Genomic DNA, 23,295 nt, shown 5'->3' with positions numbered 1-23,295 from the left:
GTCATTCGACCATCGCGGCGGGGCGCGAGCTGGTGCACGCCTGCCGGGGGCGCAGGAACTCCGGCAGCCACGGCAGCAACGGGTCGGGGGCGCGGTCCAGGACCCCGCCCGCCGGATCGTCGACGAAGTCGCGGCGCACCAGATCGTCCTGCGGGCGCAGGATCTCGTGCACGATCAGCGCGCACAGGCCGAGGACGGCCAGATCGCGCAGCACCACGGTGCCGGTGAACCACTGCTCGGGCAGGCCCTTGGCGTCCTCGCCGAGGTAGTAGTACATCCGGGGCACCCAGACGAGCGCGTCGATCGTCATCCAGGCCAGCAGGATTCGCCGATGCGGCAGCGCGAGCACGGCCAGCGGCACCAGCCACAGCGAGTACTGGGGGCTCCACACCTTGTTCGTCAGCAGGAACGCGGCCACGACCAGGAAGCACAGCTGCGCCACGCGCGGGCGGCGGGCCGCGGTCAGCGCCAGATAGGCGATGCCAGCGCAGGCGAGCAGGAACAGCAGCAGCGAGACCGTGTTCAGCACCGTCGGCGGCTGTCCGTGCGCGAGCTCGCCGTCGAACCCGCCCCAGCCGGTGAAGGAGGTGATCACGTTGTAGATCGAATCCGGGTCGGCGTGCCGGGTGGTGTTGAGCCGGAAGAACTCTCGCCAGCCGTCCGGGTACAGCACGGCGATCGGCAGGTTCACCGCGATCCAGGTGCCCGCCGCGGCGAGGATGGCGAGCACGGCCGCGCCGAGCGGGCGCAGCGCGAACAGATGGGTGCGGGCCGGTGTCTCGCGGATCCAGGTCCGCGCGCTGTCGATGCTGTCGACATCACGCAGCCGCAGACCCGCGCGCGCGGCGGGCTGGCGCTGCATCGGGTCGGCGCGCAGGCACAGCACCAGGATCGGGCCGAGCAGCAGCAGCGGATACAGTTTCGCGGCGCCGCCGAGACCGAGCAGCACGCCGGCCAGCACCGGCTTGCGCCGAGCCCAGGCCAGCAGGCCGGTGGCCGCGAAAGCCGTTGCCAGCGCGTCGAAGTTGGTGAACGCGTGCACGATCACCAACGGCGACACCGCGATCAGCGCCGCGTCCCAGACCCGCCGCCCGGCTAGTCGCGACGACGCCCAGACGGTGATCAGCCAGCCCACCGACAGACCGAGCGCGACGACGTTGAAATACACCACCACCGACAGCGCGCCGGGCAGCGGCAGGTGGTCCCACACGTTGCCGAGCTGCATGGCGACATACTGGTAGAGGCCCGAAAGGACCGGATACTCCATGTATCTGGTCTCGGTGCCGCCGTCGGGCGTCGACTCGGTCCAGGACTTCTTGTACGGGAACGCGCCCTCGTTGAGTCGTTCGGCGCCGTAGAGCGGCACCGTGTCCGAGTAGCACATGGCCACGTACTGACGGCCGTTGTTCCAGTCGAGCATCAGCCCGCCCGCGCCGTCGGAGGTCTGCTGGATGCAGCCCGCCTTCGCCGTCCAGCCGAGCGCGAGGAACACCACGGTGAAGGCGAACATCACCCGCAGCGGCGTCCAGAACCGCACCCGGCCGATCAGCGCGTGATCGCCGACCGGTCCGCCGATCACGGTCGACAGCTGCGCGGTCAGCGAATCGTTGCGGCTGGGCCGGTCTCGCGCGTCGATCGAGCGCAGGTCGGGGGCCAGCTGGGCGGGCGCGACGTACTGCACTTCGCGGCCCGGCCGGGTACCACTCGACGCCGGCTGGTCCGCGAGTTGCTGATCGGTCACGACATCCGAGGCTACCGGGATCTGGTCGGCGTGGTGCCTCCGCCGCCCTCGGTGCCGTTCGCGCCCGCACCCGGCCGGGTGCTGTTGCCGTTGCCGTTGGTCGGCGGGGAGCCGTCCGCCGGGGCGGTCGGCTGACCCGGCAGCGGGCCGGTGGTCGTCTCCGGCGTCTGCTGCGAGGGCTGCTGGCCGGCGGGCTGCTGCACGCCGGGCACCGGGATCCGGATGCCGGGCAGGATCTCGACCTGCGACGGCACGATCACCGGCGGGGCGATCGTCGGCGCGGTGGTCGACGGGGCGGTGTAGGGCGCCGACCATTCCGGCACGCCCGCCTGGCCCTTGATCGGGGCGGGCTTGGGGAACGACTCGTTCGGTGTGCCGGCCAGCGCGCCGTCCATCGTCGCCTTCCAGATGTCGGAGGGCAGACCGGAACCGTAGATGCTGCCGCCACCGTAGTTGCGCAGCGGATCGCCCTGCTCGGTGCCGACCCAGACCGCGGTCGACAGCGACGGGGTGTAGCCGACCATCCAGGCGTCGCGGTTGTTGCCGGTGTCGCCGAGCTGGTGGGTACCGGTCTTGGAGGCCGACTCGCGCCCGCCCGCCAGGTTGTGGTTGCGCGAGTACGCCGCGATCGGCTTCATCGCCGCGGTGACGTTGTCGGCCACCGCCGCGCTCACCCGCTGCTCACCCGCGGGCTCGCCGCGATCGAGCAGCACCTGACCGTCGGCGGTCACGACCCGCTGCACGAAGTGCGGCGCGTGGTACATGCCCGAGGCCGCCAGCGTGGCGTAGGCCGAGGCCATGTCCAGCGGACGCGACTGGTACTGGCCCAGCACGATGCCGTTGTTCGGACCGGCGCCGTTGGGCTCGGTCAGGGTCTTGCCGATGCCGGGCAGTTCCTCGGGGATGCCGAGCTTGTGGCCCATGTCCGCGATCTTCTGCGGACCGTTCTGCATGTCCAGCTGCATCCGGTAGAAGCTGGTGTTCAGCGAGCGCTTGAGCGCCTCGGCGATGGTGCACATGCCGCAGGACTCGCCCTCGACGTTGCCGATCTGGATGCCGTTGACGGTGATCGGCGAGCTGTCGTACAGCTGCGAGAGCGGGATGCCCATCTCGAGGTTCGCGGCCAGGCCGATCACCTTGAACGAGGAGCCCGTCGGCAGACCGGCGTTGGCGAAGTCGAAGCCCTGGCCGTCCTCACCGCCGTAGTAGGCGCGGACCGCGCCGGTGCGCGGGTCGATCGAGACGACCGCGGTCCGCAGGTTCTCCGGCTCGCCCTGCAGCTTGGACTGCGCGGCGTTGACCGCGGCCTCCTGCGCCTTGGGGTCGATCGTCGTCGTGATCTGCAGGCCCTCGGTGTTGAGCTGCTGCTCGCTGATGCCCGCTGCCGACAGCTCCTTGAGCACCTGGTTCTTCACCAGACCGCCGGGACCCTCGTCCTGGTTGCTGTCGTTGAGCGAGGCCAGCGCGACCACCTGCGGGTACTGCATCGAGGCGCGCTCGGCCGCGGGCAGGTTGTTGCCGCTGACCATGCCGTCGAGCACGTAGTTCCAGCGGGTCTTGGCGCCCTCGGGGTTCTTCTCCGGATCGAGCAGCGAGGGCAGCTGGATGGTCGCGGCCAGCACGGCGCCCTCGGCCACGGTCAGCTCCTGCACCGGCTTGCCGAAGTAGGCCTTCGACGCCGCGTCGATGCCGTACGCGCCACGGCCGAAGTAGATGGTGTTCAGGTAGGCGGCGAGGATGTCTTCCTTGCTCCACTGCCGGGCCATCTTGGCCGAGATGACCAGCTCGTGCATCTTTCGGGTCATCGACCGCTCGTCACCGACCAGCGCGTTCTTCACGTACTGCTGGGTGATCGTGGAGCCACCACCGGCGCTTTCCTTGCCGAGGATGTTGTCGCGCGCGGCGCGGGCGAAGCCCGACACCGAGAAACCCGGGTTGGTGTAGAAGTCGCGGTCCTCGGCCGCGATCACGGCATTGCGCACGTGCGGCGGGATCTGATCGATCGAGACCTCGGTGCGGTTGCCCTGTGGCGGGACCACCTTGCTGATCTCGGTGGTGCCGTCGTTGGCGTAGATCATCGCGACCTGGTTGGTCTCCAGATCGCCCGGCTTGGGCACCGAGACCGCCGTGTAGGCGACGAGGAACACCGCGCTCGGTACGACGATGGCGAGCGCCATCAGCACGTACATGGTCCGGCGAATGGCCCGCCACGGCATTTTCCTCACCGAACCACCCTTACCGGAGCCGTCGTCGCCCCCGCCACCATCGCGGCGGTTACGTGGCCCACTCGGCGGCGGGGTGCCGCCGGTGCCGGTGGCTCGGCGTTCGCCGGTGGTCGGCCCACCGGGACGGCGGCCCGGACCTGCGCCGGGACGCGCGGTCACGGCCGATCCACCGGAGCGGGTGCTTCGGTTCAGGTCGTCACGGACGGGCCTGCCGCCGTCGGGATGACTCGCCCGCGCGGTCGACTCGTCGCGTCCGGGGCGCGGCAGCTTCTGGGTGGCGCCCGCCGCGGGCGGGCCGACGGGCCGACCCGGCTGCGGGGGCCTGCCCTGCGGCGGCCTGCCCTGGTTCGGTCCGCCCTGGTTCGGTCCGCCCTGCGGACCCGGCGGTCGCTGCGGCGGCGGTCCGGGACGACGCGGCGGCATGCCGCCCGGCGGCGGCGCCTGTCGATTCGGTGGCGGTCCGCCCTGCGGACCACGCCCACCCGGGGCCGGTCCGCGTCCGTTCTGGGGGCCCGGCCCGGCGGGCGGCATCGGCCGGCGCGGCGGCGGACCCGGCCGGTCACCCGGCTGGGGAGGGAGACCCGGCTGCGAACCCCGAGCCGGACGGCCGCCGTGCGGATCATCGCCGAAGGGGGAGGACTCGTAGGGCGAACTCACTGACCAGATCTCCATAACTCGTAAGGTTCAACCGGCACACGACATCCGCGCCGGAGAACCGGCGCGGATACCTTGCACCCCGAACTGTGGCGCATCAAGCGGTGGCCGCCGTCGCCCGGCGGCCTGTCATTCGGCGGCCCATTGCTCGGCAGCCCCATTACTCGGCAGCAGAGCGCCGCCCCGCTCGCGAACTCGTCCGGCGCGGGGCCGGCGCGGGCGCCGAACCGAGCACATACGACTGCACCAGGTGGTTCCAGCTGCACGAGCGGCACACCTCGACGACATGCACCGAGAACTCCTCGCTCGACTCTGCCATCCGGATCAGCTCCTCGGGCGTCCGCGCGGAGCCGGCCGCCTGGCCGAGTCCGTCGCCGTACACCCATGACACCAAGGTCAGCTGCTCTTTCCGGCAGATCGGGCAGGTCACCTCGCTACCCCGGCCGTGGAACTTGGCGGCCCGGAGCAGGTACGGATTCGCGTCGCACACCTCGGCGACGCCGACCCGGCCCGCGTAGACGTCAGCCAGCAGCGACCTGCGCCGGAGCGCATAGTCGACTACCTGCCGCTGAATTCGCACGATCACCAGAGTAGCCGGGATTGATTTGCGGTGCCGGTGGCACCGCTGCATCGGTGGTCTCGTCGTAAACTCCCGATACCGGGGTCGGCCCGGGTATTTCCGCAGGTGAGGCGAGCCAGAACGATGGCTGATTCCAGGCAGGCGCGCAGCGCCGCCGATTCCGTGACGAGGGCGCGTGATATCGATCGCGCGCAGGTGTCGACCGTGCTTGACGCGGCCTACGCCGAGGGCCAGTTGGGCGCGCAGGAGTACCACGACCGCACGGCTCGCGCCGCGTCGGCGCGGACCCTCGGGGAGCTGGAAAGGCTGACCGCCGACCTGCAATCACCCGCTGTCTTCGGTGGTCAGGGCGCGATCGAGCGGAAGCGTTTCGGCCGCAGGCACTCCGGTGAGTACCCCGCCCGGACCAGAGCCCGCGACGCCGACCGGGCCCGCACGACCGCGGCCCTGGACGCGGCGCGGGCCGACGGCCAGCTCGCTGCCGACGAGCACGCCGCGCTCACCGAATTGGCCTCGGAAGCACGCACTCTGGGTGATCTGTCCACCCTGGTTGCCGAATTGCAGCAGCGCCCGGTGGCGCCGGTGAAGCCGAAGGCGCGCAACACCTTCCGCATCGCCACGATCGCGGCGGTCGCGGTGGTGGGGATCGGCTGCTTCGTGTGGACGGTGCGCCCGGACGAACCGGCGCCCGCGGTGGTCGCGGCGGAGGCGATCAACTACAACGCCGCACCACCCCTGGTGATCCCCACGCCGACGCTCACCACCCTCGTCGGGTTCGTCCAGTTCCGCGACGACTACCGGGTCAAGTTCGGTGACACCCTGGTCGACGAGGCCGTCCTGCACGAGGAGCACGCCTCGGCCGTGCGGCGCGCGCCCGGCAACGCCGACTGGACCGCCGACTACACCTACCGTGGCGGCTTCGCCCGGTCGAATTCGCAGGTCAGCACCCGCAAACGCGACGCGCTCGACATCGATCTGGCCCAGGTGAACGCCGAGGCCCTCGGCGCGGCGCTGACGAACGCGGCCGCCACCGTCCAGGTGCCCAACGGCGCGGTCACCCACTTCCGGATCGCGAACGACAGCTGGGTGGGACGGCCGGGGATCACGATCTTCGTGCGCAACGAGGTCGCCCAGTCGGGGCATTTCGTCCTCGCGCTGTCGGGCGAAGTACTCGCGACCTACCCGTACAAAGGATGACCGAGCAATGAAGACCCCGTCTCCCGCGAAGAACCTGCGGGCCCGCGATGCCGACCGCGCCGACGTGTGCGCCCTGCTCGACGCCGCCCTGGCCGACGGCCAGCTGACCGCCACCGAACACGACAAGCGCACCGCGACCGCGATGCGGGCCGAGACCTTCGGCGCCCTCGACCGGCTCGTCGACGACCTGCAGGTACCGGGCAGCCTGGCCGCGACCCCGGTCGCCAGGGGCGTGCCGCGCGCACCCCGGCGCTGGTGGATCCCGGTCGGCGCGGTGGTGCTGGCCGCGCTGCTCGGTGCGGGCGCGGGCCTGATCGGCCGCACCGCGGGCGAGGCCGCCTTCGGCGACCCGCTGCCCGACCTCACCACCGGCAACGGATTCGCGCACTTCCTCGCCGCCTACCGCACCGAATACGGCAGCACCGTCGCCGACGAGCTGACGTTGTACCCCGAGTACGCCCTGGTCGAACGGGATTCCGGGCGACCGGGCAAGCAGGACGAGCTGCAGTATCACGGCGACTTCAAGGCGTGGGGTTCACAGGGCAGCCGCCCGCCCGACACCAAGTCGTTCGACCTGGCCGGCGTCGACATCGCCCGTTACGCCCGGCTGATGTCGGGCGCCTCCCAGACCACCCGGGTCCCCAACGGCTGGGTCTCGCACGTGCTGGTCAGGTACCCACCCGGCGGCGGCAAGGACGCCGAGCCGGAGATCAGCATCTACGTCAAGAACGAGGCCGAACAGAGCGGCTATCTGAAGATCCGGCTCAACGGCGAGCCCATCGCCGTGTACCCCGCCTAGCCCCGAGCAGGCCGTCTCACCAGCGCTGACGCAGTGATGTGCGTCATTGCGCTATGCCTTGTTATATCGCTCCGATATAGTTGGAACTCGCATCCATCGGTTAGGTCCGCTCGGCCTGTCAGGCCGACATAGTCAGGGAGTGAGGTCGGCGAGTGCTCGAATTGGCGATTCTCGGCCTGCTCCTGGACGCGCCCATGCACGGTTACGAGCTGCGCAAGCGGCTGACGGGCCTGCTCGGAGCGTTCCGGGCCTTCTCCTACGGTTCGCTCTACCCGACCCTGCGCAGGATGCAGACCGACGGGTTGATCGCCGAGGAGCTTCCGGAGGGCGCGATCGCGCGCCGAGCGCGCCGCGTCTACCGGCTGACGCCGGTCGGGCGGGAACGTTTCAACGAACTCCTCGCCGACACCGGTCCGCAGAACTACACCGATGACGGCTTCGGCGTTCACCTGGCCTTCTTCAGCCGCACCCCCGCCGAGGCGAGGATGCGGATCCTGGAGGGTCGGCGGCGTCAGGTCGAGGAGCGCCGAGAGGGACTGCGGGAGGCGATCAAGAAGGCCAGCGGCTCGCTGGATCGCTACACCCGTCAGCTCCACCAGCTCGGATTGGAATCAAGCGAGCGCGAAGTGCGCTGGCTCAACGAGTTGATTGCGGCGGAGCAATCGACGAAGGCGGCACCACAGAAAGAGGGAAAGAGCGGCCATGAGTGATGTCAACAAGGTTGGGTCCGGCGAGGTTCGCGTCGCGATCGTCGGTGTGGGCAACTGCGCATCGTCGCTGGTGCAGGGCGTGCAGTACTACAAGGACGCCGATGAGAACGCCACCGTTCCCGGGCTCATGCACGTCAAGTTCGGTCCCTATCACGTCAAGGACGTGAAGTTCGTTGCCGCGTTCGACGTCGACGCCAAGAAGGTCGGCTTCGACCTGGCCGAGGCGATCTTCGCCAGCGAGAACAACACCATCAAGATCTCCGACGTGCCGCCCACCGGCGTCAGCGTCCAGCGTGGCCCGACCCTCGACGGCATCGGCAAGTACTACGCGATGACCATCGAGCAGTCCGAGGCCCCGGCCGTCGACGTCGTGCAGGCGCTCAAGGACGCCCAGGTCGACGTGCTGGTGTCCTACCTGCCGGTCGGCTCGGAAGAGGCCGACAAGTTCTACGCCCAGTGCGCCATCGACGCGAACGTCGCCTTCGTCAACGCGCTGCCGGTGTTCATCGCCTCCGACCCGGTCTGGGCGCAGAAGTTCGTCGACGCCGGTGTCCCGATCGTCGGTGACGACATCAAGTCCCAGGTCGGCGCGACCATCACCCACCGCGTGATGGCCAAGCTGTTCGAGGACCGCGGCGTGGTGCTCGACCGCACCTACCAGCTCAACGTCGGCGGCAACATGGACTTCAAGAACATGCTCGAGCGTGATCGGCTGGAGTCGAAGAAGGTCTCCAAGACCCAGGCCGTGACCTCGAACCTCACCGGTTCGCTCGCGGGCAAGGTCCACGACCGCAACGTCCACATCGGTCCCTCGGACTACGTGGAGTGGCTCGACGACCGCAAGTGGGCCTACGTCCGCCTCGAGGGCCGCGCCTTCGGTGACGCCCCGCTGAACCTGGAGTACAAGCTCGAGGTGTGGGACTCGCCGAACTCGGCGGGCATCATCATCGACGCGGTGCGCGCCGCCAAGATCGCCAAGGACCGCGGCATCGGCGGACCCGTCATCCCGGCTTCGGCCTACCTGATGAAGTCCCCGCCGGAGCAGATCGCCGACGACGTCGCGCGCACCCAGCTCGAGGCGTTCATCATCGGCGCGGAGTAGTTGGAGCGCTGGCGCGCTCGAGTCGCGGCCCCTTCTGTCCCGCCGATCAGGCACCGGTGCTTGCTCCTTCGTCGCCTGCGCACCGGCGCCTGATCGGCGGGACGGCCGCGACCGCCGCTGCGCGGCGGACCCTCCTCGAGGTCGGGTCGTGGCTGGTTGCTCGATGACTAAGGCCGGTTCACAGGGTGTTTTCCCTGTGACCCGGCCTTAGTCATATGTCAATCGAGCGAGACGTAGACCTCGACGCTCGTCGGGCCGGTGTAGCGCTCGAGTTCGGCGGTGTGCGAGCGGGTGATGGTGCCCGCGTTCTCCGCCTTGATGACCTGGGCCCACGCTGTGCGCAGGAGGTCGTAGGGCTTGTCGGAGACGACGAACTTGGCGTAGCGGCCCGCGGGGATGCGGGTGAGTACGTCGCCTTCGTCGATGTCGTCGAGCCCGGCGACCTCGTAGCCCAGCACGGCCACGGCGTGATCGTTCTGGCCGATATAGGCCGCGGCGCGGGGGACCGTCTTCTCCCTGGACAGGTACCGGTCCCAGGTGAAGTTCACCAGGTCCAGGTCGCGCGCGGTCACCTCGCGACCGGCCAGCGGCACGGTGAGTCCCGCGATCAGCCCGTCTTCCAGGGTGACGATCTCGAAATCGACGGTCATGGCTACTCGTCCCCCTGCTCCGCGGTCAGCGAGACGTAGATCTCGACCGTGCGCTCGTCCGGATACTGCTCGTAGTCGCCCGCGTAGGCGCGCTCGAACTCCCCGGCGGCCTCGGCGTCCCAGATCTGGCGCCACAGCGCGACGATGGTGTCGCCGCGGTTGTCGCCGGTGGCGGAGAAGAGGGCGTAGCGGCCCGCCGGGATGCGGGCGAGCACGTCACCGACCTGGAGATCGGCGAGGGTCTTGCATTCGTAGCCGACGATATGGGTCAGGTAGGAATTGATTTCCGACGCGAAATCGACGTACCCCGTCGCGATCGGTCCCGGTAACTGCGGTCTCGCCAGCAGGTGCTGCCACGCCTCCACCACCTTCGCGCGGCGTGGCCCCTCCACGGCGAGCGCCGGACTGCGGAGCACTGTGCCCGCGATCAGCGTCTCGGGACGGTCAACGACATTGAAATCCACCTGCGTAGCCCCTATGTCTAGTCTCGTCGTCGCTCGAGCGCATATCTTCCCGCATCGATATGACAGGTTTTGCGCCGGGATCGTTCGACGCGCCGTCGCGTCGCGGCAAACCGGCGGTGCCGACTGGTCGGGCTGGTTCGCGCTCTGGCCAACGATGTTGCCACGTCCGTCGGGGTGTGGGGTCCGGGTGGCCAATCCGTGATCTATCGACCGCCGTCACCGCCCAGTCCGGGGAACAATTCGCCCGGGGTGGCCGGGCGCGGCGCGGGCGGGATGATGATCACCGGCGCCGGGTTGCGCGGGGTGCCGGTCGAGGACGGCGGAGTGATGAGCTCCGGCGCCGGACTGCGCGGCGCGTTCGTCGGCGGGTTGAGGATGTCGTAGGGGCTGCTGCCGCCCGGCGCCGCCGGCGCGGGCGCCGGTCCCGGAATCAGCCCGCCGCCGCCGGTCATCGCGGGTGTGGGGAACTGCTCGATCGGCGTGCCCGCCAGCGCGGTGTCCATCACCTGCTTCCAGATGTCCGAGGGCAGACCGGATCCCCAGATCGCGCCGCCGCGCCCGCTGCGCAGCGGCTGCGGCTGTTCGGTGCCCACCCACACCGCCGTGGACAGCGACGGCGTGTAGCCGATCATCCAGGCGTCCTTGTTGTCCTTCGTCTCGCCGAGCTGGGTGGTGCCGGTCTTGGCCGCCGAGGGCCTGCCCTCGGCCAGCCCGTGTCCGTTGGAGTAGTTGGCGATCGGCGTCATCGCCTGGGTGGTGGCGTCGGCGATGGCCGCGGTGATCCGCTGCTCGGGCTCCGGAAGTTGTTTGCCCACCCGGTTTTCCGGTGCGCCGCGATCGATCAGCACCCGCCCGTCGCCGGTGACGACCCGCTGCACGAAATACGGCTGGTGATAGACGCCCGACGCCGCCAGCGTCGCGTACGCCGAGGCCATGTCCAAGGGACGCACCAGATACTGACCGAGCACGATCCCGTTGAGCGGCGCTTCGCCCGCCTCGGTGAGGGTTTCGACGTCGAGGCCGGGAATGCGCTCGGGGATGCCCGCCAGGTGGGCGGCCTCGGCGATCGAGCGCGGGCCGTCGGCCATCGTCATGGTGAGCCGGTAGAAGCTGGTGTTCAGTGAGCGTTTGAGCGCTTCGGTGAGCGCGCAGCGGCCGCACGAGTCGCCGTCGGCGTTGGTGATCGTGGTGCCGCGGTCGACGACGGGAGAGCTGTCGATCGCCCTGGTCGGCGGGATGCCCTGGCGCTGTGCCGCGACGAGCGCGAACACCTTGAACGACGACCCGGTCTGCAACGGCGCCTGGGCGAAGTCGAAGCCCGTGCCGGTCTCGCCGCCGTAGTAGGCGCGCACGGCGCCGCTGCGCGGGTCGATCGAGACGACGGCGGCGCGCAATTCCGGCGGCTGCCATTCGAGCCGCTGCCGCACGGTGTCGACGGCGCCCGCCTGCGCCACGGGGTCGATGGTGGTGGTGATCTGCAATGCGCCGGTGTTGATGTCGGCGTCGGTCAGGCCCGCCGCGCGCAGCTCGCGCATCACCTGAGTGCGGATGTGTCCCTCCGGCCCGAGCGCCACCGGTTCGGCCGGGATCTCGGGCAGCGGGATGATCGCCGGGAACACCGTCGCGTCGCGCTCGCCGGGCGCGAGCACCTTCATCTCGACCATGCCGTCGAGCACGTACTGCCAGCGTGCCTTCAACTGGTCGAGGTGGTTCTCCGGATCGAGCACCGACGGCGAGCGGATCACCGCGGCCAGCACGGCGCCCTCGGCCAGGGTCAACTCGGGTACCGGCTTGTCGAAGTAGGCCTTCGACGCCGCGGCGATGCCGTAGGCGCCGCGCCCGTAGTAGATGGTGTTCAGATAGGCCGCGAGGATCTCGTCCTTGCTCCACTGCCGCGACATCTTCGCCGCGATGATCAGCTCGCGCATCTTGCGAGTGACGGTGCGCTCGGAGCTGAGGAAGGCGTTCTTCACGTACTGCTGGGTGATGGTCGACCCGCCGCCGGCGTTGTCGTGGCCGAGCAGGTTGTCGCGGGCCGCGCGCAGGAACCCGCTCGTCGAGTAGCCGGGGTTGGTGTAGAAATTGCGGTCCTCGGCGGCCAGTACGGCGTCGCGGACCGGCATCGGCACCTCGGTCAGCGGGATCGGAATCCGATTGCCTTGCGGCGGGATGAATTTCGTCAGCACGGTGGCGCCGTCGGCGGCCAGCACGGTGGCCGGCTGTTCGACCGCGACCTCGGCGGGCTCGGGAATCTCCGAACTCCAGTAGATCGCGAAGAACAGCAGCGCGGGCACGCAGACGAAGATCACGAACAGCGCCAGGATCAGCCGCCGGATCTTCTGTCCTCTGGTACGTGGCGCGCGGGGTTCGTCACCGTCACCGTCGGCGGCCAGCCGGGCGGCCTGGGCCCGTCGCGCCGCGCCCTTGCGCGGCGGTTGATCACGGCCGAGCGGGTCCTTGAAACCGGCGATCGAGGTATACGGCGCGTCCCCACCGGAACGCCTGCGCCCACCCTCGGAGGCCACGACCATCTCCTTCCGGAGCGAGGGGAAGAACTCACCTGTACCGACGTGCCATCGATAGCAAGACTCTACCCGCCGGGCGTCGTGGAACCCGGGAGGAGCGCGTGGGGGCGGCGAACGCGCCGCCCCGCACCGATCAGCTCTTCACGCCACCGGCGGTCAGACCGGAGATGATCCGGCGCTGGAACACCAGGACCATGATCACCAGCGGCACCGTGACGATCACGCCCGCCGCCATGATCGCCGCGTACGGCTGCACCAGCGGATCGTTGCCGGAGAACTGGGCGATCGCCACCGTCACCGGCCGCGTCTTCTCACCCGACAGCAGCCGGGCCAGCAGGTACTCGTTGATCGAGGCGATGAACGCCAGGATCGCCGTGGTGAACACCGCGGGCGCCGCCAGCGGCAGCATGATCAGCCGGAACGCCTGGAACTTGGTAGCGCCGTCGATGCGCGCGGCTTCCTCGAGCTCCCAGGGCAGCTCGGCGAAGAACGACGCCAGGATGTAAACCGTCATCGGCAGCACGAAGGAGATGTTCGGGATGATCATCGCCTGGTAGTGGCCGATCCAGCCCAGATCGGTGAACAGTTGGAACAGCGGCGTCACCAGCACCACGGCCGGGAACATCGAGGCCGACAGGATCAGCCCCGAGACCAGGTACTTGCCCGCGAACGCCATCCGGGCCAGCGCGTAGGCGGCCAGCACGCCGAGCAGCAGCGCCACCGCGGTGGTGGCGGCGCCGATGATCACGCTGTTGAGCAGCGCCTGCCCGAAGTTGTTGCCGCGACTGGTGTCGAAGGCGTTGCGGAAGTTGTCCAGCGTCACGTGGGTCGGCCACGGGGTGCTGTCGAAGGTGTAGGCCTGGTCGCGGAACGCCACGACCGTCATCCAGTAGAACGGGCCGAGCCCCCACACCAGCACGATCAGCACGCCGAGGTACATCCGCACGGTGCCGATCCGCTTGCGCCACGACACCGGCTGCACCGGCGCCTCCGCGCGCTCGACGGGCGCCTCTTTCGTGATCGAGATGCTCATCAGTTCGCCTTCCGCTGTTCTTCCTGCGTGCGAACGGCGTTGGCGCCCAGCACCTTCACCAGCACGAACGCGATAGCGAAGACGAGCAGGAAGGTGATCGTCGAGAGCGCGGCGGCGCTGTTGGGACCTTGGCGCACCTGCTCGACCACCAGGATCGACAGGGTGTTCGTCGACGGGTTGCCCAGCGTCATGATCGCGGGCAGGTCGTACATGCGCAGCGCGTCCATGGTGCGGAACAGCACCGCGACCAGCAGCGCGGGCTTGAGCAGCGGCAGCGTGATGTGCACGAACCGCTGCCACGCCGACGCGCCGTCGACCTTGGCCGCCTCGTACACGTCGGCCGGAATCACCTGCAGGCCCGCCAGAATCAGCAGCGCCATGAACGGGGTCGTCTTCCACACGTCGGCGGCGATGACCGCGAACCGCGACGCCCAGACGTCGGAGGTCCACAGGATGTGGGTGCCGAGCACCCGGTTCACCACGCCGTCGTACTGGAACATGAACTCCCACAGCCGCGCGGTGACGGCGGTGGGGATCGCCCACGGGATCAGCACCGCGGCGCGCAGCAGGGCCCGGCCGCGGAAGGTCTTGCCCATCACCACGGCCATGCCGAGGCCGAGCACCGCTTCCAGCGACACGGTCACCACCGTGAAGAACAGGGTGACCCCGACCGCCGACCAGAACTGGGAGCCGAGCGTGCCCGTCGGGCAGGCGACGACGCCGCCGAGCGTGTTGCACTGCTGCAGCAGCCAGTGCGTGTAGTTGCTCAGCCCGGCGCCGCCGCCCTCGACGAACATGCCGGTGGCCGGGTCGATCCCGGAGTCCTTCTGGAAGGACATGATGATCGCCTGGACCACCGGATACCCGATGACCACGGCCAGCGCGACGAGCACTGGCGTGACGAACAGCCACGCCTTGCCGGATTGTCGCAGTTCCAGCGCTAGCCCGCGCTGCTTGGCTCCCGAAGGATCCGACACCGTTACTACTCTCCTACGGTCTGGTCGGGTCCGCTGCGCGCTCCGCTACGAACCGGCGGTCTCGATGCCCTTTTGCATGCCGGCGACAGCGTCGTCGACGGACTTCGTGCCGTTCAGGGCAGCATAGGCGTTGTCCTGGATGGCCTTCGACACCGCGGGATAGAACGGGGTGACCGGACGCGGCACGGCGCTGGCGATGGACTCCTTCAGCGCGGGCAGGTACGGCATCTTCGCGATCAGGGCCGGGTCGTCGTAGAGCGAGGCGCGCACCGACGGCAGCGCGCCCGAGGCGATGATCTGCTGGGCCTCCTCGCTGATCAGGTAGCGCACGAAATCGGCCGCGGTGGCCTTGTTCTTGGAGAACGCGCTGATCGCGGCGTTGTAGCCACCCAGGGTGGACGCGCCGACGCCGGTGTTGCCGGGCAGCGGGGCCACGCCGAACTTGTCCTTCACCGCGGAGGTGTCGGCGTTGGCCTGGGCGTACAGGTACGGCCAGTTGCGCAGGAACAGCAGCTTGCCGGACTCGAACGCGCTGGCGCTCTCGCCTTCCTTGAAGGTGATGGCTTCCTTGGGGATGTCACCGCTCTTGTAGGCGTCGACGAGGACCTTCAGGCCCGCCTTCGACTCCGGGCTGTTCACGGTGGGGGTCTTGCCGTCGGCGCCGACGAAGCTGCCGCCGAAGGCGTTGATGACCTCGGAGGTGTTCACGGTCAGGCCCTCGTAGGGGGCGAGCTGACCGGCGTAGCAGCCGATGTTGTTGTCGCGCGCCACCTGGCACTGGCCGAGCATCTCGGTCCAGGTGCGCGGGGCGTTGGGGACCAGGTCCTTGCGGTAGTACAGCAGGCCGCCGTTGGTGTTGCGGGGGGCCGCGTACAGGGTGCCGTTGTAGGTGGCGCTGGCCACGGTCGGCGCCAGCAGCGGCGCGGTGTCGATGGCGAAGGTGTCCTTGAGCGGCTGGATCCAGCCCTTCGCGGCGAATTCCGCGGTCCACGGCACATCCAGGGCGACGACGTCGTAGCCGTCCTGCTTGGCGCGGAAGTGCTCGGCGAGGTCGTCGTGCTGCTGGTTGGCGTCGGCCGACTGCTCCTTGAACGTCACCTGCTCGTTGGGGTGCGCGGCGTTCCAGCGATCGATGAGCTGCTTGACCACACCGGTCTCGGTGGTGTCCTTACCTTCGACGTAGGTGATCGGGCCGCGGCCGGTCAGGTTCTGGTCGAGCGCGTTGCCTCCGTTGTCACTCGAGCAGGCACTCGCGAACGATGCGGTAAGCAACGCAATCGAGGCAGCAGCCATCGTCGCTCTGGGGACAAACTTCAAGGCCATCGCAGACACTCCAGGGTCGAGACGTGAGCAGCAGCACACCCGTGCGGTGCACGGGTCAACATACATGGTGGCGGGTCGTCACGTCCGATCGTCCTGTCCAATCACATACTTTCCGGTCAGTTCGCGAACGGATCACAGTCGGTGGGGTGCCCTACTCTCGACGGGGTGACCAGTCCATCGCCGTCGACGCCCGACCGGATGCTCTCGCGCATCGGGGGTTTGCTGCGCAAGGCCGAGGCCACCGACAACGAACACGAGGCCGAGGCGTTCCTGGCCGCGGCCCAGCGCCTGGCCACGAAATCCTCGATCGACCTGGCCGTGGCGCGGTCGCACGTGGCCGACCGCGAGCGCAGGTCCACGCCGGTACAGCGGATCATCCCGATCGGCGAACCGGGGCGAAAGGGACTGCGCACCTACGTCCAGCTGTTCGTCGCGATCGCCACCGCCAACGATGTGCGCTGTGATGTCGCCCGCAGCTCCGCGCAGGTCTACGCCTACGGTTTCGCCGCCGATATCGACACCTGCGAGGCCCTGTACGCGAGCCTGCTGATCCAGATGGTGCGCGCGTCCGATCACTACATCAAATCCGGCGCCTACCGGGAGGCGACCGTCGTCAAGATCGTCGCCGAGAAGCGCTTCGGGCGCACCGTCCGCCGCAAGGTGGAGGCGCCGGTCGCCGGCGTCACCGCGCGCCTGAATTTCCAGATGGCCTTCGCGGCCCGCGTCGGCGCCCGTCTGGCCGAGGTGAAAGCCGAGGTCGTCGCCGAGCAGGTCCCGGCCGAGTCGACCGGCACCGCACTGGCCCTGCGCGACAAGGAAGTAGCCCTCACCGACTTCTACACCGCCACCTCCGAGGCGCGCGGCACCTGGCGCGGGCCGCAGACTTCCACCGGGCACTCGGCCGCCGCGCGCCGGGCCGGCGACCGCGCCGGGCGCGTCGCGCGATTGGGCACCTCACCCGAACTGCCCGCCGCCCGGGCGAAGCTCGGCCGATGAGAGCGGACCTGCTCGGTCGTTCGCCGGGACGGAGCAGCGACGCTGCGATCGTGCGCCCGTCACGGACAGTGCCGCTGCCGACGTCAGTGGGTGCCGCGAGCGGTCCGGGCGACCGGCGCGGGCCCATGTCTTCCGGAGCAGGCCGTGGCCTCGCCTGATTCCGGTCGTCGTCGAGACACCCAGCGGGCCAAGGTCTATGACGGCGAGCAGCTGGTTCGGGGTGTGTTCGATCGTGCGCAGGAGTTCGGGCACCGCACGGTCGAGGTCTACGGTTCGCAGCTCACGCTGCCCGTCGAGCGACGCTTCGCCTCGGTCGAGTCGGTGCAGTCCTACGCGGACAAGGTGCTGGCGCTGAATTGGGTGCGCGCGCGGTGGGACAGGGCCGAGGTGCCGGTTCGGGTCCGCGCACGAGCAGGCGCGTCGGCGGCCCACTACGAACCCGCCGACGCGGTGCTGGCCGTCCCGCTGCACACCGGCGTGACCGCGTGGGCGTTGCGTGAACTGGTAGTGCTGCACGAACTCGCCCACCATCTGGGCCCCGGGCCGGGGGAGGTGCCGCACGGCCCCGAATTCTGCACTCGTTACGCCGAATTGGTGGATGGTGTCATCGGACCCGAAGCGGCCCTGCTGATCCGCGCGACGTTCGCCGGCTGCGGAGTTCGTTTCGGCTGAGGTCGATCCGACCGCTGCTCGCGCCGCCGTCGCCGTCGGGGCCTGAACACGGCGAATCCCGCCGGTCGTCTGGCACCGGCGGGATTCGAGGGTCGGATCAGTCCTCGGCGATCTGCAGGTCGACCTCGATGTTGCCGCGCGTCGCGTTGGAGTACGGGCAGACCTGGTGCGCCTGCTCGGCCAGGGCCTGGGCCTCCTCGCGCGACAGGTGCGGCAGGGTGATCTCGAGCGTGACGGCCAGTCCGAAACCGCCGTTGTCGTTCGGGCCGATCGAAACCTGCGCGCCGACCGCGGAATCGGCGATGTTCGCGCCCGCCTTCTTGCCGACCAGCCGCAGCGCCGAGTGGAAGCACGCGGCGTAACCGGCCGCGAAGAGCTGCTCGGGGTTGGTGCCCGCGCCGTCGCCGCCCATCTCCTTCGGCGGCGCGAGCACGACGTCGAGCTTGCCGTCGGTGGTGCGCGCGGTGCCGGTGCGGCCTTCGCCGCTGGCCAGGGCTTCGGCGGTGTAGAGGACCTGCATGGAAGCTCTCATTTCTCTGTGAGGGTGTCGGTGAGTTTGCGCAGTAGTCCGCGCAGTGCGGTGACCTCGTCGGCGGACAGTCCCGCGATCTGGGCCATCTCGACCGGGATCCGGCACGCCTCGGCGCGCAGGCCCCGCCCGTGTTCGGTGAGCACGATGTCGACGCGACGTTCGTCGTCGGCCGCTCGCCGGCGCTCGACGAACCCGGTCGCCTCCAACCGCTTGAGCAGTGGAGACAACGTTCCCGAGTCCAGTTCGAGCGCCTTGCCGAGCTCGCCGACGCTGCGCCCGTCGCGCTCCCAGAGCGCGAGCATCACCAGGTACTGCGGATAGGTGAGCCCGAGCCGTTCCAGCTTCGGTCGGTAGACCGCCGTCATCGCCCGCGAAGCCGCGTACAGCGGAAAGCACAGCTGCTCGTCGAGGGTGAGTCCGTCGGTCATGACAACAATGTAGCCCACAATTAAGTTGTGCACAACCATTCAGTGGAATGCGACGGCGAGAAACCCGGAGACGTAGGCCACCCCGAACAGCACCGGCACCCACTGCTCGATATGCGACAACGGCCAGTACCGCGCCCGATCCCGCCCCTCCCCGAGTGCCCACCACTCGCCCTTCCAGAACGGCGACGCGGGCAACCGCTCCTCCAGCGCCCCCACCACCTGATACTTCGCCGCGTTCAGCAGTCGATAGCTGCGCACCAGGTAGAACCAGGCGAAACACTGCCCGAGGACGGCGATCAACGGAATCACCAGCCACCTCGCGGTATCGGCGGGCGGCGACTTCCCGAACACGGTGACCAGGGTGAAGATGCCGGTATTGAGCGTCAGGAAGAACGAGTTCGCCAACCCCCGCCGCGCGCTCACCCGGTCGGCCATCTCCACGCAGAGCCGATACTGCTCGAGGACGGCGCTGTCGTAGGCGGCGGTGCGTTCACCGGCCGCTCGACCGACCGCCGGGTCGTTCCAGAGCCGGTCGCGGAGCTCGGACGCTCGATCGTTGTCGTCCACCGCTCGCCTCCACGGTGTCGCGTGCAGGGTGATCACCCTCCGAGCCTGCCGCCGACGGGCGCGTGGGTCGCGGGTAGTCGACTACTCGGCTTCGCCCGGGTCGATGCGCGTGTGCCGAGGGGATGGACCACCGAGCTCGGCGAGCGGGGGCGTCACCGGCGCGGCATGGACCACCCCGGGTCGGCGGACAGCAGCGCGCTGACCCGCTCGTACCGCCGCAACCACCACGCGGTCCGGTCGATATCCGGGTGGCGGTACTTGTCGAGCAATGTCGGATCGGGTTCCGGCGCGGCGGTGGGCACCGGGAGCCAGCCGTCGACCGGGCGCAGCGAATCGGCGACCAGATCGCCTTCGAACAGTGCGAGAGTGCCCAAGCCGCAAGCAAAGTCGAGATCCGGCAGGGTGCCTGCCAGCGCGATCTGCGCGGCCAAGCCGACGCTGGTCTCCAACGCCGAGGACACCACGGTCGGCAGCCCGGCGGCCGCGGCGACCGCCAGCGCCCGCCGTACCCCGCCCAGCGGAGTGCATTTCAGCACCGCCACATCCGCGGCACCCGCCACCGCGACCCGCAACGGATCCTCGGCCCGCCGGATCGACTCGTCCGCCGCGATCGGCACGTCGACCCGCCGCCGCACCTCGGCCAGCTCCTCGACCGTCCGGCACGGCTGTTCGACATACTCCAATCCACCAGCGGCCCGGTCGATCTCCCCGATGTGCCGAACCGCGGTCTCGACATCCCACACCGCGTTGGCATCGACCCGGATCGCCCCGTCCCCGATGGCTTCCCGTACCGCCGCCACCCGAGCCAGATCCTCCGCCAACGACCCCGGGTGATCGGCCACTTTCACTTTCGCCGTCGCGCACCCCGACTCCCGCACGATCCGCCGGGCCCGCTCCGCGTCCACCGCGGGCACCGTGCAATTCACCGGCACCCGATCCCGCACCGGCGCGGGCCACCCCACCGTCGCCTGCTCGACCGCGGTAGCCAGCCACCCCACCGCCTCCCGATCGTCATACTCGGGAAACGGGCAGAACTCTCCCCACCCCAATTCGCCCCGAATCAACATCCCCTCACGCACGGTGATCCCCCGAAACCGCGTACGCAGCGGAATCGCATAAACGAACGTCTCGGCACCCACCCCGCGATCGTAGAACCCGCCGGTGTGTCTCAGTCGATGCCCTCGTCCAACTGTTCCCAGGTCAGTACGACGGGAAATGGCGTCAACGTATCGATGGCCGCCGCGTAGTCGTCGGTGCGATTGCGGAATCCGTTCGATACGTACCGTCCCTCGGAGTTGAGGGTGAGCATCTCGATGGACACGGCGGGTCCGTCGTCGTTGGCCATCCGGACGATCCAGTAGTGCTGAATGCCGTAGCGGGCGTATTCGGAGCGCTTATCGATGGTGTCCGCGGTGACAGTGGTCGGTGACACGACTTCGACCACCAGAATGGTGTCGGCGACGGTCGGCTTGGTCTTCCAGCGATTGCGTGGACCAGTCGAACGCTTCGGACACGATGCGATCCTTCGGCTCGGGGCAAGCCTGGTCATCGTACGTCGCCACGGTGACGGAATGCCCGGGTCGGCGTCCGGGACGCCGACCCGGACGGGGTTTCAGAGGCGTTCGATGATGGTGGCGTTGGCGAGGCCGCCTGCTTCGCACATCGTCTGCAGGCCGTAGCGGGCGCCGCGCTGGTGCAGGGCGTGGACGAGAGTGGTGGTGAGGCGGGCGCCGGACGCGCCGAGGGGGTGGCCGAGGGCGATGGCGCCGCCGTTGACGTTCACCTTGGCCGGGTCGGCGCCGGTTTCCTGGGCCCAGGCCAGCACGACCGGGGAGAAGGCCTCGTTGATCTCGATCAGGTCGATGTCGTCGAGGGTCAGGCCGGAACGGCGCAGCACCTTCTCGGTCGCGGGGATGACCGCGGTGAGCATGAGCAGTGGATCGTCGCCGGCGACGGCGAAGCTGTGCAGCCGTGCCAGCGGGCGCAGACCCAGCTCGGCGGCGCGTTCGCCGGACATGATGAGCACCGCCGCGCTGCCGTCGCTGACCTGGCTGGCCGAGGCCGCCGTGATCTCCCAGCCGATCTGCGGGAAGCGCGCCGCCATGGCGGGGTCGTAGTAGGCGGGCTTCAGCTTGCCGAGCGTCTCGAGCGTGGAGCCGACCCGGATGCCCTCGTCGGTGTCGAGCCCGTTCAGCGGTGCCAGCTCGGCGCTGAACAGTCCGTCTTTGGTGGCGCGAGCGGCCTTTTCGTGGCTACCGAGCGCGAACTCGTCGAGCTGGGTGCGGGTCAGGCGCCACTTCGCGGCGATCAGTTCGGCGCTGATTCCCTGGGGTACCAGCCCGTCCGGGTAGCGCTCGGTGAAGGCGACGCCGGACAGATCGGCGGCCCCGATCAGATTGGCGCCCATGGGAACCCGGCCCATGGACTCCACACCGGCGGCCACCACGATGTCGTAGGCGCCCGCGATCACGCCCTGGGCGGCGAAGTGGATGGCTTGCTGACTGCTGCCGCACTGCCGGTCGACGGTGGTGGCCGCCACCGACTCGGGATACCCGGCGGCGAGCGCGGCCCGCCGGGTCATGTTGGAGCCCTGTTCCCCGACCTGGGTGACGATGCCGCCGATGACGTCGTCGATCAGGGCCGGGTCGATGCCGCTGCGCTCGACGACCGCGCGCAGGCTGTGTGCGAGCAGGTCGACGGGATGGATGTCGTGGAGCGCGCCGTTCGGCTTGCCCCGGCCGATGGGGGTGCGTACCGCTTCGACGATGACCGCGTCTCGCATGGGAGTCCTCTTTCGACGGTGAGCCAACGCTGACTCTATCCAACAATAGCCAGCTTAGGCGCTAACTATCATCTCCTCAAGTCAGAGGTGGGTATGATGTCGGTCATGGCAGCCGTGATGGAAGGGCCACTGGCCGATCTGAGCAAGTGGGATACCGCGGGCTGTTCGATCGCGCGGGCCATGGACCTGATCGGAACGCGCTCGGCGGTGCTCATCCTGCGCGAGGCGTACTACGGCACCACCCGCTTCGACGGCTTCGCCCGCCGCGTCGGCATCACCGATGCCGCCGCCGCGAGCCAGCTCCGCAAGCTCACCGCGGCCGGGCTCCTGGAAAAGCGCCCCTACCAGGAAGAAGGCAAGCGCACCCGCAACGAGTACGTGCTCACCCAGATGGGCCGCGACCTACTGCCCGCGGTGGTCGCCCTGTGGCAGTGGGGCGACACCTACCTCCAGCCCGGCCCGGCGCCCCTGCATCGGGTCGACGTCACCACGGGTGCGCCGGTCCGCGCCGAACTGCGCAGCGCCGACGGCACCGAGGTCCCGCTCGAGCAACTCGCCGTCCGCGTCAACCCCGACTACCTGCGCTACCGCGACGCCGAGCGCGCGAAGGGCCGGGACACCTGATCGCCTCGCCCCGAGGGGTGACGCACTCGGTCGTCGCCAGGTGAACCACTCAGGCGGTGAAGACGCCGATGTTCACGTCCTCGGTGCCGAGAGCCTGGAACAGGCTGACCCAGAGGAGAACCATCGGCTCGGTGCTGCGGGCGGTGTGGAGGGGGCCCAGGTCGATGAGCTGATCCGGAGCCCAGCCGAACGCGGTGAGCACCTCGGTGACGGTCTTCTTGGCGGCGGCGTCGTCACCGCTGAGGAAGATGCTGTGCTTGCCCGGGATCCGGCCGGGGTCCACCATCACCTGGTTGTTGGTGGTGTTGAGCGTCTTCACGACGAACGCGTCGGGGAAGGCGGCCTGGAGCGACTCGGCCACGCTGCCCTCGGCGGGCACGACGAGTTTCGGCGGGAAGCCCTGGGAGAAGTCGAGCGGGTTCGACACGTCGACGACGACCTTGCCGCGCAGGTTCGCCGCGCCCGCCGCGGTGAGCGCGGCCAGCGAGACGGTGCCGGAGGTGGCGTTGACGATCAGCTCGGCGGCGGCCGCCGCGTCGGCGAAAGTGCCGTGAGCGCCGCCGGTTTCGGCCGCCCAGGCGGTGGCGTCGGGATTGTCGGCCGTGCGCGACCCCATCGTCACCGTGTGCCCGATCTCGACCAGCTTGCTCGCCAGCCGACGGCCGACCTGCCCTGTGCCGAGTACTGCTACGCGCATTTTCCGCTACCTCGTCT

23 protein-coding genes are annotated in these 23,295 nt (G+C 69.4%); 7 read left to right on the top strand and 16 right to left on the bottom strand.

The annotated features are described in order from the left end of the window. Position 1: 1 nt before the first annotated feature. The 3 genes from Q7X29_RS00835 to Q7X29_RS00825 all read right to left on the bottom strand — a co-directional run bounded on the left by Q7X29_RS00835 (position 2) and on the right by Q7X29_RS00825 (position 5,251). Positions 2 to 1,681 (bottom strand): glycosyltransferase family 87 protein, encoded by a 1,680-nt coding sequence (locus tag Q7X29_RS00835; protein WP_218715857.1) that lies wholly within the window; start codon positions 1,679 to 1,681, stop codon positions 2 to 4. A 71-nt stretch (positions 1,682 to 1,752) separates the two neighbouring features. Beyond that, the gene (locus Q7X29_RS00830; protein WP_316573231.1) at positions 1,753 to 3,957 is read right to left on the bottom strand and encodes a transglycosylase domain-containing protein; all 2,205 of its coding nucleotides are present in this window, start codon (positions 3,955 to 3,957) and stop codon (positions 1,753 to 1,755) included. An 823-nt stretch (positions 3,958 to 4,780) separates the two neighbouring features. Continuing rightward, entirely contained in the window at positions 4,781 to 5,251 is a 471-nt protein-coding gene (locus Q7X29_RS00825; RefSeq protein ID WP_394358646.1) for a DUF5318 domain-containing protein, read from the bottom strand. 72 nt (positions 5,252 to 5,323) lie between these two features. On the opposite strand from Q7X29_RS00825, the gene Q7X29_RS00820 reads away from it, so the two are divergent. From Q7X29_RS00820 to Q7X29_RS00805, 4 genes are all read left to right on the top strand, one after another. Continuing rightward, on the top strand, positions 5,324 to 6,397 hold the full coding sequence (locus Q7X29_RS00820; RefSeq protein WP_218718590.1) for a DUF1707 SHOCT-like domain-containing protein: 1,074 nt from the start codon (positions 5,324 to 5,326) through the stop codon (positions 6,395 to 6,397). Between the two features lie 7 nt (positions 6,398 to 6,404). Beyond that, positions 6,405 to 7,196 (top strand): DUF1707 SHOCT-like domain-containing protein, encoded by a 792-nt coding sequence (locus tag Q7X29_RS00815; RefSeq protein WP_316573038.1) that lies wholly within the window; start codon positions 6,405 to 6,407, stop codon positions 7,194 to 7,196. 152 nt (positions 7,197 to 7,348) lie between these two features. Next, positions 7,349 to 7,906 carry a PadR family transcriptional regulator gene (locus Q7X29_RS00810; RefSeq protein WP_189031469.1) on the top strand — a complete coding sequence of 186 codons (558 nt, stop codon included), beginning with the start codon at positions 7,349 to 7,351 and terminating at the stop codon, positions 7,904 to 7,906. Further along, on the top strand, positions 7,899 to 9,008 hold the full coding sequence (locus Q7X29_RS00805; RefSeq protein ID WP_218718588.1) for an inositol-3-phosphate synthase: 1,110 nt from the start codon (positions 7,899 to 7,901) through the stop codon (positions 9,006 to 9,008). Before Q7X29_RS00810 ends, Q7X29_RS00805 begins: the two co-directional genes overlap by 8 nt. 218 nt (positions 9,009 to 9,226) lie before the next feature. On the opposite strand, the gene Q7X29_RS00800 is transcribed toward Q7X29_RS00805, so the two are convergent. The 6 genes from Q7X29_RS00800 to Q7X29_RS00775 all read right to left on the bottom strand — a co-directional run bounded on the left by Q7X29_RS00800 (position 9,227) and on the right by Q7X29_RS00775 (position 15,980). Further along, entirely contained in the window at positions 9,227 to 9,658 is a 432-nt protein-coding gene (locus tag Q7X29_RS00800; protein ID WP_218718587.1) for a GyrI-like domain-containing protein, read from the bottom strand. Between the two features lie 2 nt (positions 9,659 to 9,660). Then, a complete protein-coding gene (locus tag Q7X29_RS00795) occupies positions 9,661 to 10,122 on the bottom strand; it encodes a GyrI-like domain-containing protein (protein ID WP_218718586.1) in 462 nt (153 codons plus the stop codon). Between the two features lie 203 nt (positions 10,123 to 10,325). Next, on the bottom strand, positions 10,326 to 12,653 hold the full coding sequence (locus tag Q7X29_RS00790; RefSeq protein ID WP_316573037.1) for a transglycosylase domain-containing protein: 2,328 nt from the start codon (positions 12,651 to 12,653) through the stop codon (positions 10,326 to 10,328). A gap of 127 nt (positions 12,654 to 12,780) precedes the next feature. Next, positions 12,781 to 13,680: a carbohydrate ABC transporter permease gene (locus Q7X29_RS00785; protein WP_394358645.1), complete on the bottom strand. Its 900-nt coding sequence runs from the start codon at positions 13,678 to 13,680 to the stop codon at positions 12,781 to 12,783. After that, complete coding sequence (locus Q7X29_RS00780) at positions 13,680 to 14,657, bottom strand: carbohydrate ABC transporter permease (protein ID WP_218718583.1); 978 nt, start codon at positions 14,655 to 14,657, stop codon at positions 13,680 to 13,682. The genes Q7X29_RS00785 and Q7X29_RS00780 overlap by 1 nt, the downstream gene beginning before the upstream one ends. A 45-nt stretch (positions 14,658 to 14,702) precedes the next feature. Next, the gene (locus tag Q7X29_RS00775; RefSeq protein WP_218718582.1) at positions 14,703 to 15,980 is read right to left on the bottom strand and encodes an ABC transporter substrate-binding protein; all 1,278 of its coding nucleotides are present in this window, start codon (positions 15,978 to 15,980) and stop codon (positions 14,703 to 14,705) included. 198 nt (positions 15,981 to 16,178) lie between these two features. Here Q7X29_RS00775 and Q7X29_RS00770 point away from each other — a divergent pair, with 198 nt between their 5' ends. Together Q7X29_RS00770 and Q7X29_RS00765 are read left to right on the top strand one after the other, a co-directional pair. After that, positions 16,179 to 16,976: a DUF2786 domain-containing protein gene (locus Q7X29_RS00770; protein ID WP_316573230.1), complete on the top strand. Its 798-nt coding sequence runs from the start codon at positions 16,179 to 16,181 to the stop codon at positions 16,974 to 16,976. Positions 16,977 to 17,120: 144 nt separating this feature from the next. Continuing rightward, positions 17,121 to 17,648: a TIGR04338 family metallohydrolase gene (locus tag Q7X29_RS00765; protein ID WP_316573036.1), complete on the top strand. Its 528-nt coding sequence runs from the start codon at positions 17,121 to 17,123 to the stop codon at positions 17,646 to 17,648. Between the two features lie 97 nt (positions 17,649 to 17,745). Here Q7X29_RS00765 and Q7X29_RS00760 read toward each other — a convergent pair whose 3' ends face one another. The 6 genes from Q7X29_RS00760 to Q7X29_RS00735 all read right to left on the bottom strand — a co-directional run bounded on the left by Q7X29_RS00760 (position 17,746) and on the right by Q7X29_RS00735 (position 21,957). Next, the gene (locus tag Q7X29_RS00760; RefSeq protein WP_316573229.1) at positions 17,746 to 18,168 is read right to left on the bottom strand and encodes an organic hydroperoxide resistance protein; all 423 of its coding nucleotides are present in this window, start codon (positions 18,166 to 18,168) and stop codon (positions 17,746 to 17,748) included. 8 nt (positions 18,169 to 18,176) lie between these two features. Then, complete coding sequence (locus tag Q7X29_RS00755; RefSeq protein ID WP_316573035.1) at positions 18,177 to 18,608, bottom strand: MarR family winged helix-turn-helix transcriptional regulator; 432 nt, start codon at positions 18,606 to 18,608, stop codon at positions 18,177 to 18,179. A gap of 39 nt (positions 18,609 to 18,647) precedes the next feature. After that, the gene (locus tag Q7X29_RS00750) at positions 18,648 to 19,175 is read right to left on the bottom strand and encodes a RipA family octameric membrane protein (RefSeq protein ID WP_316573034.1); all 528 of its coding nucleotides are present in this window, start codon (positions 19,173 to 19,175) and stop codon (positions 18,648 to 18,650) included. A 152-nt stretch (positions 19,176 to 19,327) separates the two neighbouring features. Beyond that, on the bottom strand, positions 19,328 to 20,314 hold the full coding sequence (locus Q7X29_RS00745) for an o-succinylbenzoate synthase (RefSeq protein ID WP_218718577.1): 987 nt from the start codon (positions 20,312 to 20,314) through the stop codon (positions 19,328 to 19,330). Positions 20,315 to 20,343: 29 nt separating this feature from the next. Further along, complete coding sequence (locus Q7X29_RS00740) at positions 20,344 to 20,724, bottom strand: Uma2 family endonuclease (RefSeq protein ID WP_316573033.1); 381 nt, start codon at positions 20,722 to 20,724, stop codon at positions 20,344 to 20,346. Between the two features lie 63 nt (positions 20,725 to 20,787). Next, positions 20,788 to 21,957, bottom strand: a complete 1,170-nt coding sequence (locus Q7X29_RS00735) for a thiolase family protein (protein WP_316573032.1) — start codon at positions 21,955 to 21,957, stop codon at positions 20,788 to 20,790. A gap of 105 nt (positions 21,958 to 22,062) precedes the next feature. Between Q7X29_RS00735 and Q7X29_RS00730 the strand changes: the two genes are divergently transcribed. After that, positions 22,063 to 22,581, top strand: a complete 519-nt coding sequence (locus Q7X29_RS00730; RefSeq protein WP_374104860.1) for a winged helix-turn-helix transcriptional regulator — start codon at positions 22,063 to 22,065, stop codon at positions 22,579 to 22,581. A gap of 49 nt (positions 22,582 to 22,630) precedes the next feature. Here Q7X29_RS00730 and Q7X29_RS00725 read toward each other — a convergent pair whose 3' ends face one another. Further along, positions 22,631 to 23,278 (bottom strand): NADPH-dependent F420 reductase, encoded by a 648-nt coding sequence (locus Q7X29_RS00725; protein WP_218718573.1) that lies wholly within the window; start codon positions 23,276 to 23,278, stop codon positions 22,631 to 22,633. Positions 23,279 to 23,295: the final 17 nt, after the last annotated feature.

It is taken from the genome of Nocardia canadensis (assembly GCF_032656385.1).
Classification (GTDB): Bacteria; Actinomycetota; Actinomycetes; order Mycobacteriales; family Mycobacteriaceae; genus Nocardia; species Nocardia canadensis.
Note: the sequence above shows the minus strand (reverse complement) of the source record. Positions and strands in the feature narration are given on the sequence as shown.

Bases quoted from the DNA above. Each gene is read 5' to 3' on its own strand.
- Q7X29_RS00735 (WP_316573032.1), bottom strand. From the start codon at position 21,957: ATGCGAGACGCGGTCATCGTCGAAGCGGTACGCACCCCCATCGGCCGG.
- Q7X29_RS00805 (WP_218718588.1), top strand. From the start codon at position 7,899: ATGAGTGATGTCAACAAGGTTGGGTCCGGCGAGGTTCGCGTCGCGATC.
- Q7X29_RS00775 (WP_218718582.1), bottom strand. From the start codon at position 15,980: ATGGCCTTGAAGTTTGTCCCCAGAGCGACGATGGCTGCTGCCTCGATT.
- Q7X29_RS00800 (WP_218718587.1), bottom strand. From the start codon at position 9,658: ATGACCGTCGATTTCGAGATCGTCACCCTGGAAGACGGGCTGATCGCG.
- Q7X29_RS00815 (WP_316573038.1), top strand. From the start codon at position 6,405: ATGAAGACCCCGTCTCCCGCGAAGAACCTGCGGGCCCGCGATGCCGAC.
- Q7X29_RS00725 (WP_218718573.1), bottom strand. From the start codon at position 23,278: ATGCGCGTAGCAGTACTCGGCACAGGGCAGGTCGGCCGTCGGCTGGCG.
- Q7X29_RS00830 (WP_316573231.1), bottom strand. From the start codon at position 3,957: ATGCCGTGGCGGGCCATTCGCCGGACCATGTACGTGCTGATGGCGCTC.
- Q7X29_RS00760 (WP_316573229.1), bottom strand. From the start codon at position 18,168: ATGCAGGTCCTCTACACCGCCGAAGCCCTGGCCAGCGGCGAAGGCCGC.
- Q7X29_RS00790 (WP_316573037.1), bottom strand. From the start codon at position 12,653: ATGGTCGTGGCCTCCGAGGGTGGGCGCAGGCGTTCCGGTGGGGACGCG.
- Q7X29_RS00825 (WP_394358646.1), bottom strand. From the start codon at position 5,251: ATGCAGCGGTGCCACCGGCACCGCAAATCAATCCCGGCTACTCTGGTG.
- Q7X29_RS00785 (WP_394358645.1), bottom strand. From the start codon at position 13,680: ATGAGCATCTCGATCACGAAAGAGGCGCCCGTCGAGCGCGCGGAGGCG.
- Q7X29_RS00770 (WP_316573230.1), top strand. From the start codon at position 16,179: ATGCTCTCGCGCATCGGGGGTTTGCTGCGCAAGGCCGAGGCCACCGAC.
- Q7X29_RS00730 (WP_374104860.1), top strand. From the start codon at position 22,063: ATGGCAGCCGTGATGGAAGGGCCACTGGCCGATCTGAGCAAGTGGGAT.
- Q7X29_RS00755 (WP_316573035.1), bottom strand. From the start codon at position 18,608: ATGACCGACGGACTCACCCTCGACGAGCAGCTGTGCTTTCCGCTGTAC.
- Q7X29_RS00740 (WP_316573033.1), bottom strand. From the start codon at position 20,724: ATGACCAGGCTTGCCCCGAGCCGAAGGATCGCATCGTGTCCGAAGCGT.
- Q7X29_RS00820 (WP_218718590.1), top strand. From the start codon at position 5,324: ATGGCTGATTCCAGGCAGGCGCGCAGCGCCGCCGATTCCGTGACGAGG.